This window comes from Treponema sp. (assembly GCF_052169735.1).
In the GTDB taxonomy this organism is placed as follows: domain Bacteria; phylum Spirochaetota; class Spirochaetia; order Treponematales; family Treponemataceae; genus Treponema.
The window spans coordinates 1-14,352 of the sequence record NZ_JBQNBW010000066.1; the positions used below are offsets into that span (position 1 = coordinate 1).

At 43.8% G+C, this 14,352-nt stretch carries 13 protein-coding genes and 1 pseudogene; 9 read left to right on the forward strand and 5 right to left on the reverse strand.

The features are described 5' to 3' along the window. The first annotated feature begins 133 nt into the window (after positions 1–133). The 4 genes from ACTTJ8_RS09905 to ACTTJ8_RS09920 all read left to right on the forward strand — a co-directional run bounded on the left by ACTTJ8_RS09905 (position 134) and on the right by ACTTJ8_RS09920 (position 5,813). Entirely contained in the window at positions 134–742 is a 609-nt protein-coding gene (locus ACTTJ8_RS09905) for an MptD family putative ECF transporter S component (protein ID WP_442719667.1), read from the forward strand. Positions 743–756: 14 nt separating this feature from the next. Next, positions 757–1,464: an energy-coupling factor transporter transmembrane component T gene (locus ACTTJ8_RS09910; protein ID WP_442719666.1), complete on the forward strand. Its 708-nt coding sequence runs from the start codon at positions 757–759 to the stop codon at positions 1,462–1,464. Positions 1,465–1,549: 85 nt separating this feature from the next. Continuing rightward, positions 1,550–3,262: an ABC transporter ATP-binding protein gene (locus ACTTJ8_RS09915; protein ID WP_442719665.1), complete on the forward strand. Its 1,713-nt coding sequence runs from the start codon at positions 1,550–1,552 to the stop codon at positions 3,260–3,262. Between the two features lie 736 nt (positions 3,263–3,998). Beyond that, on the forward strand, positions 3,999–5,813 hold the full coding sequence (locus ACTTJ8_RS09920; protein WP_442719664.1) for an ABC transporter ATP-binding protein: 1,815 nt from the start codon (positions 3,999–4,001) through the stop codon (positions 5,811–5,813). A gap of 251 nt (positions 5,814–6,064) precedes the next feature. On the opposite strand, the pseudogene ACTTJ8_RS09925 reads toward ACTTJ8_RS09920, so the two are convergent. The 4 genes and pseudogenes from ACTTJ8_RS09925 to ACTTJ8_RS09940 form a co-directional block, all read right to left on the reverse strand. Continuing rightward, positions 6,065–6,954, reverse strand: a pseudogene (locus ACTTJ8_RS09925) (PEP/pyruvate-binding domain-containing protein); the annotation flags it as partial. A 164-nt stretch (positions 6,955–7,118) separates the two neighbouring features. After that, positions 7,119–7,511 carry a TetR/AcrR family transcriptional regulator gene (locus ACTTJ8_RS09930; protein WP_442719663.1) on the reverse strand — a complete coding sequence of 131 codons (393 nt, stop codon included), beginning with the start codon at positions 7,509–7,511 and terminating at the stop codon, positions 7,119–7,121. Between the two features lie 323 nt (positions 7,512–7,834). Further along, a complete protein-coding gene (locus ACTTJ8_RS09935; protein ID WP_442716764.1) occupies positions 7,835–8,719 on the reverse strand; it encodes a sugar ABC transporter permease in 885 nt (294 codons plus the stop codon). Further along, positions 8,719–10,101: a carbohydrate ABC transporter permease gene (locus ACTTJ8_RS09940; RefSeq protein ID WP_442719687.1), complete on the reverse strand. Its 1,383-nt coding sequence runs from the start codon at positions 10,099–10,101 to the stop codon at positions 8,719–8,721. The genes ACTTJ8_RS09935 and ACTTJ8_RS09940 overlap by 1 nt, the downstream gene beginning before the upstream one ends. A gap of 84 nt (positions 10,102–10,185) precedes the next feature. Here ACTTJ8_RS09940 and ACTTJ8_RS09945 point away from each other — a divergent pair, with 84 nt between their 5' ends. The 5 genes from ACTTJ8_RS09945 to ACTTJ8_RS09965 all read left to right on the forward strand — a co-directional run bounded on the left by ACTTJ8_RS09945 (position 10,186) and on the right by ACTTJ8_RS09965 (position 13,859). After that, positions 10,186–10,710: a pentapeptide repeat-containing protein gene (locus ACTTJ8_RS09945; RefSeq protein WP_442719688.1), complete on the forward strand. Its 525-nt coding sequence runs from the start codon at positions 10,186–10,188 to the stop codon at positions 10,708–10,710. Beyond that, positions 10,707–11,312, forward strand: coding sequence for an MBL fold metallo-hydrolase (locus ACTTJ8_RS09950; protein WP_442719689.1), 606 nt, complete (start codon positions 10,707–10,709; stop codon positions 11,310–11,312). The genes ACTTJ8_RS09945 and ACTTJ8_RS09950 overlap by 4 nt, the downstream gene beginning before the upstream one ends. A 37-nt stretch (positions 11,313–11,349) precedes the next feature. Continuing rightward, complete coding sequence (gene ruvA / locus ACTTJ8_RS09955; protein WP_442719690.1) at positions 11,350–11,958, forward strand: Holliday junction branch migration protein RuvA; 609 nt, start codon at positions 11,350–11,352, stop codon at positions 11,956–11,958. A gap of 154 nt (positions 11,959–12,112) precedes the next feature. Further along, positions 12,113–12,925 (forward strand): substrate-binding periplasmic protein, encoded by an 813-nt coding sequence (locus tag ACTTJ8_RS09960; RefSeq protein ID WP_442716759.1) that lies wholly within the window; start codon positions 12,113–12,115, stop codon positions 12,923–12,925. 106 nt (positions 12,926–13,031) lie between these two features. After that, positions 13,032–13,859 carry a substrate-binding periplasmic protein gene (locus ACTTJ8_RS09965; RefSeq protein WP_442721086.1) on the forward strand — a complete coding sequence of 276 codons (828 nt, stop codon included), beginning with the start codon at positions 13,032–13,034 and terminating at the stop codon, positions 13,857–13,859. Positions 13,860–14,042: 183 nt separating this feature from the next. On the opposite strand, the gene ACTTJ8_RS09970 is transcribed toward ACTTJ8_RS09965, so the two are convergent. Beyond that, positions 14,043–14,352 (reverse strand): hypothetical protein (locus tag ACTTJ8_RS09970; protein WP_442716757.1); only part of this gene is annotated, 310 nt, incomplete at its 5' end.

Genomic DNA, 14,352 nt, shown 5'->3' on the forward strand with positions numbered 1-14,352 from the left:
ATCTTTTTTTGTTTTCATTTGATAAACATTTCAGCCTGATGAGTGATTTGTTTGGACTTAAAATGTTTACGGACGGGAAGAACTCAACATAATTGGCACTGCACCAATTACCAATTAAATGAAGGAGGTTGTTATGGAACAAACACAATTACAGTCAGGCGGGAAGAACCGCCTTGTGTTAAAGGATTTGGTTAATATCGGTGTTTTTTCCGTTATTTATTTTGTCGGACTTTTTGTCACCGGAATGCCGCTCGGGTTTTTAGTAGTGACCTATTTAGGATTTCCTTTTGTAACGAGCGTGATTTTAGGCATTGTGGTAATGTTTTTTCTTGCCAAGGTACAAAAACCGTTCGGTCTTTTTATTTTTACAGCGATTCCCGGCTGCCTTATGACGCTCATGGGGCACACACCGGTGGCAGCAATTCACTCGCTCATTATTGCTGCGCTTGCGGAATTTGTACGTAAAACATTCGGCTATAAAACTGTGAAAGGAAGTATTGCCGGTTACGCGGTGATGTCCTTGTGGTTTTGCGGGCCCTTCTGGCAGATTTATATTTTTACTGACCAATACCGTGCCCTGACCGAAAAAATGATGGGTGCCGACTATGCAACCCAGCTGGTTAGCCTTCCGATATGGATTATGCCTATCCTGTATGTAAGTGCTTTTGTTGGCGGAATCCTCGGAGGACTTTTAGGTGCAAAGGTATTAAAAAAGCACTTTGCAAAAGCAGGGCTGGTGTAAATAAAAGGGATAGTATGGGACGACAGGCACGGCTTATTCTTGATCCGCGGACAAAGTTTCTTTTAGTGTTGTGTATGGGATTGTCGGTTACGGTTTTAGTTCCGATGTATGTTGAATGTATCAATATACTGCTGTTTGCCTGTTTGTTTTTTTTCAATGGACAGAAAAAAACAGCTGCGAAGCTGACGGGCTTTTTTCTAGTACTAGCAGCTCTTTCGTCTATCATCCCACAGGGGACGGGGATTTTCAGTACGGTAGTATTGCCGGTAGTGTTTATGACACGCCGCTTTATGCTGCCGATTGTCTCCGGCAAATACCTGATAGATTCTACCCCGGTAGGACTGTTGATGAGTGCGTTGGAAAAACTGAGAATGCCGCAAAGTTTGGTTATCACGCTTTCGGTAATGTTCCGTTTTTTCCCGACGCTTGGCGAAGAATATCATAATATTAAAAATGCGATGAAAATGCGCGGTATCGGTTTGAATACGCTGAACATTATTCTGCATCCGCTTGTAACGCTCGAATATGTGATGGTGCCGCTTTTATCCTCTGCCTCGCGTATCGGAGATGAGCTTACAGCAGCAGGGCATACCAAAGGGGTCGATGCGCCGGGTAAAAAAATCCGCTACAAAACAGCCCGATTCAGTATAGCCGATTTCGTTGTCTCATTGTACATTGCAACCGGCTTTTGCGTCGTCATCGGTTCACAGCTATATATGTGATAAAAACAGATTCGGTGCCAGCAATACAAAATGAAAACTATTACAGAAAAATTGATTTGACTGCGCTGAGAAAACGGATATAAATATGAAAGACAGACAAACACACAATACTGAAACAATAGCAACAGACCGTTCTTCTGTGATAGAAAGCAACAGGATCAGTTTTAGCTATGCAGGGGAAAACAGTACTGCTGCAATAAACGATGTATCCATTCACGTGCACAAAGGCGAATGTTTATTGCTTACCGGACTTTCCGGCTGCGGTAAAACAAGTATTCTCCGTCTGCTAAACGGTTTAATTCCACGCTATTATGAAGGAACGCTTTCCGGCAGCCTGTACATCGAAAATAAAGATATTGCAAACCTTCCGATTTATGAGGTTTCAAAAAAGACAGCGACGGTATTTCAAAATCCCAAATCGCAGTTTTTCAATTTGGATACTACTTCGGAGATTCTCTTTTTCCTTGAAAATATGGGAACGCCGTTTGAAACCATGCGTGAACGGCTTACTACTATTGCATCGTTTTTGCATATCGAACATCTGCTTGATCGCAACATTTTTAATCTTTCAGGCGGTGAAAAACAGATGATTGCAATTGCCTCCGCACTTGCTGCTGATACCGGCATCATTCTGTTTGACGAGCCGACATCCAACTTGGACGTATTTTACATCGAAAAGATTGCTCAGGTTTTGCGCAAATTGAAGGCGGCAGGAAAAACGATTATCATCAGTGAACACCGCCTCTATTTTCTCAAGGACATTGTAGACAGGGCTCTTATCCTCAAAGATGGGAAGATTGCGCACTCCCTTTCCGGTACTGAGTTTGCCAATTTAACCGACGCACAGCGTAAAGAACTTTTACTGCGTCCGGTTACTTTTGACCGCTGTGTATTTGTACAGAAGGAAACACGGCACGATAGTGCCGAAACCGTTAATGACAGCACAGCCGATACACGCGATTCCTCTGACCGCGCTCAAGATTGTCTCAAGCTCGATACCGATTCTTATACGCATATACCAAGTGCTTCCACTGGAGCGGTACCGTCATACAAAAATACCGGCAGCTGTACAATATCCGGACAGGCTGCGCAAACACTGCATATCGAACAGCTCGCATATCGGTTTCCGAAAGAAAAGACAGCCGCCATAGCTGTTGAAAATCTCAGCCTTCGTTTTGGGAATATAACAGCACTTGTGGGAAAAAGCGGACAGGGCAAAAGTACCTTTGTACACTGTCTTGCCGGACTTACAAAGCCGAAACAAGAAGCGGTTTTTATCGGCGGGAAAAAACTGTCTGCATCAAAACGGCTCGAACAATCTTATCTTGTAATGCAGGATGTCGGCTATCAGCTTTTTACCGAAAGCGTCAGCGATGAAATAGCACTCGGAAAAAATAAACATAATCAGGCAGCCGACATTGGGCACATTCTTTCGGCTTTGAATCTTACAGACTTAAAAGATCGCCATCCTTTAAGTCTTTCGGGCGGACAAAAACAGCGGGTTTCGATTGGCGCAGCTGTTGCTTCCGGTGCACAGCTGCTTATCTTTGACGAACCGACCAGCGGTATGGATTACTTTCACATGAAAGAAACGGCTGCACTTATCAATGCCTGCCGCGCTCCCTACAGATTAATTCTTATCATCAGTCATGATTTTGAATTTTTGAGCCTTGTCGCTGACGAAATGCTTTTAATGGAAAAAGGAAAAATTATTTTGCAAACAGCCTTTACCGCCGCTCAAGCTGAAAAAACATTTGAGCACTTGAGAATGGGAGGTGGAGAAATAGGCGGGACATAGGCAGCGCTGCTACTATAGTCAGCAATTTATGCACTAAGCATTTACTAATTAGTATTGAAACAAAATTTATAGTAACGGCTAATGCCGATTTCAGCAAGGATATTTGTTTTAGTTGTTGGTTATAAAAATTGCCTAACGCTGAAAAATATATAGGATGCTCCTTTTTCAGCGAATGTCTTACGGATTGAGACAAGTCAATCCCAAAAACAGAATCCCCCCTGAAAGCGGACAGGACGTACATTTCAGAGGGGACACGAATGTTCGTGGTTCCACGCAGCAGCGAGTTTAGGCGTTAGGCGAAACTCGTAGCCAAAAATGAATAGGGATGTTCATTGCAGAACTGCCAAGGATGGCAGTGGTTCCACGCAATAGCGAGTTTAGGCGTTAGGCGAAACTCGTAGCCAAAAAATGAACAGGGATGTTCATTGCAGAACTGCCAAGGATGGCAGTGGTTCCACGCAGTAGCGAGTTTAGACGTAAGACTAAACTCGTAGCCAAAAATGAACAGGGATGTTCATTGCAGAACTGCCAAGGATGGCAGTGGTTCCACGCAGTAGCGAGTTTAGACGTAAGACTAAACTCGTAGCCCAAAAATGAACAGGGATGTTCATTTTTGGGCAGGTTTCCAAAGGGTGAAACCCTTTGGTCGTCATTTTTCTTTAGAAGGGGTCGTAGGGGAAGACCTTTCTTTTTATCGAAAAAAAAGAAAGGTCTTCCCCTACAATATGGAGGAATTATGTTACAAAAATTTTTTGCGTTATCTGATGCAGGGACGCGGAATTTGCGTTTGTCGATTACACTCGGAGTTATTATCAATTTGTTTGTGATGGTGCCGCTGGGACTTTCGCTGTATGTGCTGCAGTATTTTTTGGCACGCATTATGCAGCAAGGGCTTCAAGCCCCGAATGTGTGGGCGGTGGCAGCAGCCGGAGCGGCGTTTATAGCTGTGCTGTTTATCCTCGAAAAATTAAAGTACGGCAGGACATATAACGGCGCGTATGAAGAAGCGGCGAATGTGCGTATTTCGCTTGCAGAGTCGCTTCGGAAGCTGCCGCTGTCGTATTTCGGCAGGCAGGATTTATCGTATTTAACCTCGACGCTTTTAAACGATGTTACAACGCTTGAACAAGCGTTTTCTAATGTCGTACCGGAAATGTTCGGCGGTATTATTTCGATTTTAATTGCGGCGGCTCTTTTAGCGTTTTTGGATTGGCGGATGACTATTGCATTGTTTGTTTGCGCCTTTGCAGGATTTTTTATTGTTGTCGGCTGCCGGAAGTTGTCGGAAAAAAAGATGAAAAGCGTCATCGTACGGAAGGATGGGATATACGATTCGCTGCAGCAGATGATAGACAATATCAAGGTGCTAAAATCTTCCGATAAAAAAGCTTTGTATGTGCAAGAGCTCAAAGACGATATTACCGAAACGACGCACGTTGCGCTCAAATCGGAAGCTGCGATCGGAGCGCTTATGTTCGGTGTTGCCGCGTTGATCCGGTTCGGCTTTCCGCTCGTCATTTCTTACGGAGCGTACTTGCTGTCGCAGGGGCAAATCGAACTATTGACCTATATCGTTTTTTTGCTGGTCTCATGCCGTATCTTCGATCCGTTGACGACAGTGTTTATGCTGCTTGCCGAATTCTTTTATACACTGATTGCAGTTGAGCGGAAGCAGGCGATTGTCAATTATCCCAAGCAAACGGGAAGCGAAACTTTTAAGCCGAATGGGTATGATATTTGTTACGATACTGTGTCGTTTTCGTATAATGAATCGAGCGGCAAAGGTTCGAGTGACATCGGTGGAAGCACTGCCGGCAATTCTAATAATACAGGCGGCACCGCAAACGATGGCGAAGAAAACACGGTAAGCGGAATCAGCTTTACTGCAAAGCAGGGCGAAATTACCGCGCTCGTGGGGCACTCCGGCTGCGGAAAGTCCACCATTGCCCGCTTGGCTGCGCGCTTTTGGGATGCGTCATCGGGTACAGTCAGCATCGGCGGCGTCGATGTTTCTACGGTAGAACCGGAAACCCTGCTGGGCGCATTTTCGATTGTATTCCAAGACGTGGTGCTCTTTAATGACACAGTGTACAACAATATTTTGATTGGCAACCGGAATGCGACAAAAGAGCAGGTACTCGCCGCCGCAAAAGCCGCGCAGTGCGAATCGTTTATCGAAAAACTGCCGCAGGGCTACGACACAGAAATCGGCGAAAACGGCTATACCCTCTCCGGCGGAGAACGCCAACGGCTTTCCATCGCCCGCGCTCTCCTCAAGGACGCACCAATCATCCTCTTGGACGAAGCAACCGCAGCCCTCGACCCTGAAAACGAAACGCTTATCCAGCATGCCATCGGTACGCTTATAAAAGGTAAAACCGTTGTCGTCATTGCCCACCGCCTTCGCACCGTAGAAAATGCCGATAAGATTATTGTACTCAACAAAGGTACCATTGCCGAAACCGGCACCCACACCGAGCTGATGGAAAAAGGCGGCATTTACCGAGAGATGTATCAGCTGCAGAGAGAAAGCGAAAACTGGAGTGCATAAACCGACATGGAGGTCAGTGGTTCCACTATGAATTAATTATCGTAGGAGTCTTCTTATACCACCTGTACACGATCACAACGGCACATAGGAACGACAAAACATCTGCGGTCGGCTGCAGTAGGTACATGCCGGTTTTCCCGTACAGAGCCGGCAAAAGATATAAAAGCGGAATATAAAATAATCCCTGCCGTGAAAAATTAGGAAGACCGCCTGCAAGAATATGATACATCCGTGTCATGCTGAATCGAGCTATTGTTCCGTATTGCCCACTCAATATCCATCGGCATACCGTAGTGTCGTTCTATTTTTAATCCTGCATCCAAAAGCGCGGTAATTTCGGTATCATTTAAAGCCCGTTGAATCCTTTTTGCTTCACTAACAGGTTCTTCTTTTATATTTTTATCTGCATAGACGATTTTTATTTCTTTGCTGCCGATGGTTACTTCGACTAAAGCCCCGCTCTTATTTATGATATAGCTATCCGCCGTTACTCGTCCGCTTACAACACTTTCCCCCAAACCGTAACTTGCATTGATCTGTACTTCATCTTTGCTGTGCGTTACCGGATTGAGTGTAAACATAACGCCCTCTTTTTCGCTTTCTACCATTTCTTGAACGACAACGGCAATCGCAATAGCACTTTGATCATAACCTTGACTGCAGCGATAACTGACTGCTCTATCTTCCCACAGCGACGCATAGCAATGACGTATATAAAGGAGTACATCCTCTATACCTTGTACATTCAAATACGTTTCCTGCTAACCTGCAAAACTCGCGCCGGGTAAATCCTCCGCCGTTACCGATGAACGTATAGCCACTCTCGCAAATTCTCCGAACTCCGCATATTTAGCTCGTATCGCCTTTTCCAATTCAAACGGAAAATGTCCTGCTATAATTTTTTCCGAAATTCTCCCGCTGCGGCTAAAAGTTTCTGTTCATCCATTTGTGATTCTTTAAGGCTCCTCAAAATCATTTCTTCAATCTGATTTTCTTTTAAAAACGCCTGGTACGCATCTGCTGTAATAACAAATCCTTTTGGTACCCGTATTCCCGCAGCAGTCATCTCTCCGAGATTAGCACCCTTACCGCCTGCAATGAATACATCGTCTTTATGTATTTGAGTAAAATCACGTAGCATATCTATCCCCTTTAAGCTGTTATACTTCTATATATTTATTCACAATTGCAGCTATATAGATTCGCAGTACATCGTTAAAATACGCTGTATCAAATTGATAACACTGAGAACATAAAACAGAACTCCCAATAAATGCGCTCATTAAACCTTTTTGATCTGCCCACTTAATAACACCGTTTTGCTTCAAATACTTTAAATGCGTCTTTATAGATAGGTTGAGTTTGAATTTTAGTCATAAGATCGATAGAAGACGTATATATTATGTCTGTGAGGAATTCCGCCGGATTTGTAAGTGATGCGGAAAATTTCTTTTCGGTACTGTACAATTTTTGCCTTGCACGATAGGCAATAAGCTCAATAATCAGCGCATCTTTATTCTTCCAGAAAGTATAAAAGCTTCCCTGTGCAATGCCGACTCGCCTTGTCAGTTCCGCTATGCTGAGCGACTTCGTCCCCTTATCGTGAAATAAATTCAGCGCTGTTTCCATGAGCTTTTCTTTTATGATTTGCTTTTCTTCTTGAGTAAATGCTTTCGGCATACGCTCTCCCTTTGCCATGCGGAAACCTCCGCACGAATAAACCTTCCGCATAGATGAAATCTATGAATATTTTACAGTTTATTCATCAAACTAGGAAGAGCGAGCATGGACGAACAGTCCATATGTTTTGACACCGCAAAAAATCAACAACCCCGACGCAAGCGTCGGGGTATGTTGTTCTCATAAGGTGGTTGCAGTCGGCTTTAATACCCTTCGTTACGACGCAAGCGTCGGGGTATTAACCCCTCCGCACGAATAAATCATTGTATTAAAATACCTCGGAGATCAAAGCTAATGCAGCCCTTGCATTGCTTCCATCGCCGAGGATATCGCAGCGTTTCCTATTCCTTTACTGCGCCAGCTGCAAGCGACTTGAGAAGGAACTTTTGTCCTGCCATAAAGAGCAAGGTAAAAGGTACCGCAACAAGCAACGCGCCTGCTGCAAACATAGTAAAGTTATCGTTTGCCCGTCCGTTAATCAGTTCAAAAAGACCGACCGCAAGTGTTTTTTTATCATCGCTGCGTAAGATAAGCCGCGGGAAGATAAAGTCCATCCACGGGGAGGTAAAACTCGTCAGCGCAAGGAACATAATCATCGGTTTAACCATCGGCAAAACGATTTTAACGTATGTGGTAAAAGAACCCGCACCGTCTACATGCGCTGCTTCTTCCACGCTCTTAGGCACCGTATCAAAATACCCCTTCATAAGCCATACATTAAAAGGTACACTGCCGGCGGCATAGACGAGCAGCAGACCCCAGTGGGTATTCAACCCGTTTATCTTCCATAATAGAACATAGGTTGCCACCATACCGATAAAACTGGGGAACATTTGCAGAACAATCATCGACGCAAGCATCGGCTGCCGCAATGGAAATCTAAAGCGGGAAAAGATATAGGCGGCGGTTACACACACGGCAAGAGATAGCAGTACATTGCATACAGCAATTTTGAGTGTGTTTCCATACCATTTTACATAATTGGTACCGCGTACATCAGTTGTGCCTTCAACAATTTTGTCGGCAGGGGTTAAAAGCCGTTTGAATTGATATACTGACGGCTCTTTGGGAATAGGAGATATGCTGGTTGCGGCAAGAGAGTTTGTTTTTGTAAACGCTGCGCCGACAGTAAAAGCAACGGGATAGAGAACAAAAAGCACCGTTGAAATAAGGACGGTATAGAGAATAACCAACACAAGGATGGTACTGAAAGAATATTTTTTCATTAAACGGCTCCTTCTTTGAATGCCTTTGTATGGGTGAAGTTATAGACTGCAAAGGGCACCAGTACGACAAATACAAGAATGGACAGTACCGATGCAAGGTTATACAAGGTCGGTGTTTCATAGGTGAGTTTATAAATCCATGAAATAAGCAGGTCTGTAGCCCCCGCCTTTGTTCTGATACTGTCATCCAAACCTGGACCGCCTGCTGTAAGGAAGTATACCGCACCGAAGTTGTTGATATTACCTGCAAACTGCATAATCAATATAGGCATTGTTTGGAAAAGTACCAGCGGCAGCGTAATGCGGAAAAACTGCTGCATCCTGTTTGCACCGTCAATGGTTGCAGCTTCGTAAATATCCGCTGGGATCGCTGTCATATTACTGGTAATCAATATCATACTATAGGGAAAACCAATCCATATATTGACCAACAGCATTGAAACCTTTGCGATAAACGGATCTGACAGCCATTTAATCGGTTCGCTTAATAGACCGAACTGCATAAGCGTCCGGTTAATCGGTCCGAAGGTACCGTTCAGCAAGTTTGCCCAAATAAAAAGACTGAGCATAACGGGAATTGCATAGGGGAGAATAAAGACCGTTCTAAAAAACTTTGGAAATTGAATGCGCTTATCTACCAAGATAACGGCAAAGATCATGCCGGTAAAATAACAGGAGAAAGTTGCAAAAAAAGCCCAAACAATCGTCCACAAAGCCACCCGTCCGAAAGCGGAAAACCAGCTGTTTGCCATCTTTGAACTGAACATAGTAACAAAGTTTTCAAGACCTACCCAGTCTACCAGATTATTCGGCGGAATATGCTTGGGTGATGAATAATTGGTAAAAGCAACCAAGGCGGAAAAGATAAGCGGCAGTACCGTAAAGAACAAAATCAAAAGTATGGCAGGGCTAAGACCAAGGTAGGGAAAAGCTGTTTCAACAAACTTTTTACGCGCTTCTTCTACAGAGGGGAAACGCTGCTTCTCTACGATCTGTGCAGCTGCTTTTTTTGCGGTAATGACATTGGCAATGTACACACCGATAAATATTACCAGCAGCAGTACCGTAATAAGCCCGCCGATCATCATAAAGATTGAGTGATCTTTCATTTTAATCGGAACATTCGGTTTTTCATCACCGAGCGTGATAAGACCGATAATACTCCGTACAATAGGCCCTTGCCCATTGAGACGCGCTGTTGTCCGGTCAAAAAAGATAAGAAATAAAACAGCAAGCTCTACCAGAGCAAAACAAGCGCCCCGCAGATATTGCTTTAAGTAGAGAATCTGACCGAGCCCCATAAAGCATGAGGACGCGACTGCTGTTTTTTTGATAAGCGACCGGTCAATAACGGTAGCACCGGTTAGGTTTTGTGTAGACACCGAAAAGCCTCCTTGTGTATCGATACCTATTTTTCTCCATACTACCCATTTGACCAAATTCCTGCAATAACATACACTCTCTTTATGTTCAGTATGATAAAAAATTATACATCTGAGGACTTGTCCGCAGCATTGCAAAGCAGCGCTGATCTTAACAGTATGAATTTTTCGGGGCTTATGCTGGATTCCGTAGATTTTTCCGGCAAGAAAATTACAGGGTGTTCATTCGCCGGTACGGTATTTACCCGCTGCTCCTTTGCAGGAGCACGGATCAGAATGTCTTTTTTCGACTTTGCCCGATTTATCAGCTGCACCTTTGAAAAAGCCGATATTCAATTCTCCTGTTTTGCAGGCAGCTCTTTTAAAGAAACGGATTTTATCAACGCCGAATTACTGATCAATAATTTTACCGGCATTGTTACACAAGGCGGCAGTTTTAACGATTCCGATCTCTATGCCTCCCGGTTTATCTCGTGCAGCCTGAATGAAACGCCTATTCAAAATTGTAATATTCAAAAAACATCGTTTCTCCGCAACAGCTATGATGCAGTGTCTTTTAAAGCGTCCAATACGCGGGAGGCATATTTTGACGGAGATATTCCGCAGTGAAGATATATCCGCATTATTCAGTTTTAGGTTCGGTGAACAGCTATCTAGTAGGCAATGAAGAGAGCAAAGAAGCGCTTATTATAGACCCCGGAAAGATTACGGGGGAAGTACTCGATCATATCGAAAAAAACGGCTACCGGCTTACCGCAGTATGTATTACCCATAATCATTTTCATCATCACGGATACGGCTTACGAACTCTTTTAAAAATATACAAGCCGAAAATTTATGCGGCGGATCAAGTATTAGTGCAGCGGTCGGGAAAGGTACTCCGCGGAGATTGCACATTAACGATTGCAGGTTTTACCGTAGACTGCTTGTCGGTTCCTGGACACTCGCCGGACTCGTATCTTTTTAAGATTGAACACTGTATTTTTACCGGAGACAGTCTGACTGCAGGTACACCGGGCTATACCCTGCACAGCTTTGCAGCCAAAACACTCACGGAGCAACTGAGCAAAAAGCTGTTAAAATACGGGGATGAGCTTTTGCTGTTTCCGGGACACGGTCCTCCTTCTACAATTGGAGCAGAACGCCGGTTCAACAGCGCTGCCTTCGGAATACCTCAGAATCTTCAGCCTGACCATGCTGTTCTATCGTGATAAACCGTCCATATATCAAAACTAAAAGGAGCAAACCATGTTTAACAGTATCAGCGGAATATTTACCGGTAGAACGGCGGAATCTATCTACATAGAAACACACGGTATTGAGTGGGAAGTTTTTGTGCCAGCCCTAAGTGCAGACCGATTCGGAGCTGCAGGAAGTACGGTACGAGTCTATACGTGGCTCTATCACCGGGAAGACCAGATGAAGCTCTTCGGTTTTTTAACACCTGCGGATCGGAGCCTTTTTTTGGATTTAATAAAGGTAGAAGGCATCGGTCCGAAACAGGCGCTGAAGATTCTTTCCGGTCTTGATAGCAAAGCCCTGGAAGCAGCTCTTGAAGCAGGAGATGTTGCACAGCTACAAAGCATCCCCGGTATCGGAAAGAAAACAGCGCAAAAAATGGTACTTGCCCTGAAGGGACAGCTAACAGGTCTGCACGATACGGGACGGACGGAACCAGCAAAAAAGTCAGAGTTCGACGATATAATCACCGCACTCATCGACATGGGTTATGACCGGAAGCGTGCCGCCGAAACAGTCGAATCGATTGCACAATCAATGCGGACAAGCGGGATTGATCCTACTGCGAAAGAAGAAGAGATATTCCGCACCTCGATTGTCACCTTAAGTTCAACATAGCTCCCTTTCAGCTATAATATAATCTATGGGATGATTCACTTCTCTTTACAGCTATAGTAAAACGTGGTATGCTATTTTCAAATCGTTGTATCGGCACTGTCGGTTCCGGAGCAGACTCTATGCAGGATTCACCAGTGTATTTGGGGAGCAAAATATGAAAAAAACAGCATGGTGCTTCTTATTGATATGTATAGTTTCTTTTTTTTCGTGTACCAATAAAACGCTTAAAATTAAATATATTGAAGACCCTTCTTTGGCAAAAATCCAGATGAAGCGAGCCCTTGTCATCGGTGTAGACTATGATATGGCAATTCTCTCGTTTAAAAATGATCAGGATGAACCTACAGGCTATGACGTTGAAATATTTGAAGCCCTCTGTGCAAAAATGAAAATACGCCCCATCTTTTATCCGATTGATTGGTCAAAAAAGGCAGACTTGCTCAATATGGGCTTTATCGATTGTATTATCAGCGGATTTTCTGTGAGCGAAGAACGGAAGAAAGAGTACCGGCTGATTAGTCCCTACCTGCAGAATGCCCAGATTATTGTAACGCTGGCTAAAAATCGTTATAACCGTCTTACCGATCTCAAAAATAAACAAATTGGGGTAAAAAGAGGTACAATTGGGGCGGCAACAATCGAAAAAACACCGGCACTCGCTTCAGCTGTTTTAGTTGAATATTCGAATTTTGAGACTCTCTATGAAAAATTACGTGAGCAAACTGTTGACGGTATAGTAGTCGACCTCATTTCTTCCTATGATAAAATAAAAGCGCAGGATATATATAAAATTATAGATGAGCCGATTTCCTCTGAATTTTATACATTCGCCTTTAGAAAAAATGATAATACGCTTGCCGAAAAGATAGAAGCGGAATTGAAAGAATTAGATAAGGAGGGCATAATTCCCGACTTATCAAGAAAATGGTTCGGAGCTAATTTATCGGTATTAAATGTTAAATTCTAGGGAATGTTTTAAAATCAGATTAGATAGCGCCCCCTGCAAATTGGAAACAGGAGTGGCGCGGTAATGCTGTTGGCTGCAATCGGCAGTTTTATGAGGTATCAAAAAGATGAAAGTACGGATAGTATTCAGTATTGTATTGCTTTGTACGGTGTTTAGCTGTACTAAACAGAAAGAGTCCATGAGTGCAACAAATGATTCATCGCTGGCAAAGGTTATCGTTAATAAGGAATTGGTTGTCGGGGTTGATCCTTCACTTCCGCCGCTTAGTTTTTACTCAAGCACAGGCAAAATAATCGGATATGATGTTGATATTGCTCGCGAAATTGCTAACCGGCTTGGCGTTAAGCTCAGACTGGTACCCGTATCGGTAGAAGACCGTGTACAGCAGCTCGAAAGCCGTGTTGTCGACTATCTCGCAAGCGGTTTTGTCAATAATCAAAAAAATGCTGAACGATTCTTTTTGAGTACCCCATACCTCCGTGATGCTTTAGTTGTTGTTATCATGCATAATTTTACCGGAGAAACACCTTTTCATACTTTTGCAGATTTACGGAATAAGCGGATAGGGATGATTTCTGATGCAGATGTTGTGGAAACGGTTTTACACTCTCCGCTCTATGCCGATAATACCCGGCAGCCGTTTTTTTATCCACGAATGGAAAAACTGCTGATTGCTTTAGATTACGGTCAGCTGGAAGCAGCTATTATGAATTTGGTAACATACTACAGCAAAATTACTAAAGAGAAAAAACCTTATCGTGCTATAGGCGATCCCCTCATTATTTCCACCTACAGTTATGCACTCCGGAACGGCGACGGAGAGTTGCTTGAAGTTATTAATCTTATCCTTGATGATATGGCAAAAAACGGTAGATTACGCGAAATTTCAGTAAAATGGTTTGGTGCTGATGTGTCAATTGTCGGAAAACACTAAACTCATTGCTGCTTTACGCCGCCTCCATCCATGACAAGTTCAAAAATTGACCTCCTTGTCAATTTTTGAACGCGAGTTTTTGCTAGGCAAAAACGTCGCAACTGCGTGGAACCACGGACATCCCCACCCAAAAATGTACATCCTTGTTCATTTTTGGGCTGCAAGTTTGCAGGAGCAAACTTGTTACTGCGTAGAACCACCGCCATCCGTGGCAAGTTCAAAAATTGACCTCCTTGTCAATTTTTGAACGCGAGTTTTTGCTAGGCAAAAACGTCGCAATTGCGTGGAACCACGGACATCCCTGTCCGTTCTGAAATGCTTTTTGAAAATAGACGGCGTAGATCCGAGGCGCAGCAACGCAGTAATACACACATTTCCAGCGCTTTTGAAAATAGTGATACCGGATACAAGGCGTGAACAAAAATAAAGCGGAGGCATGGGGCTGTCCCAAAAGTTTTGTTTTATTACCGATTGTATAGTCCCTGTTTCACAG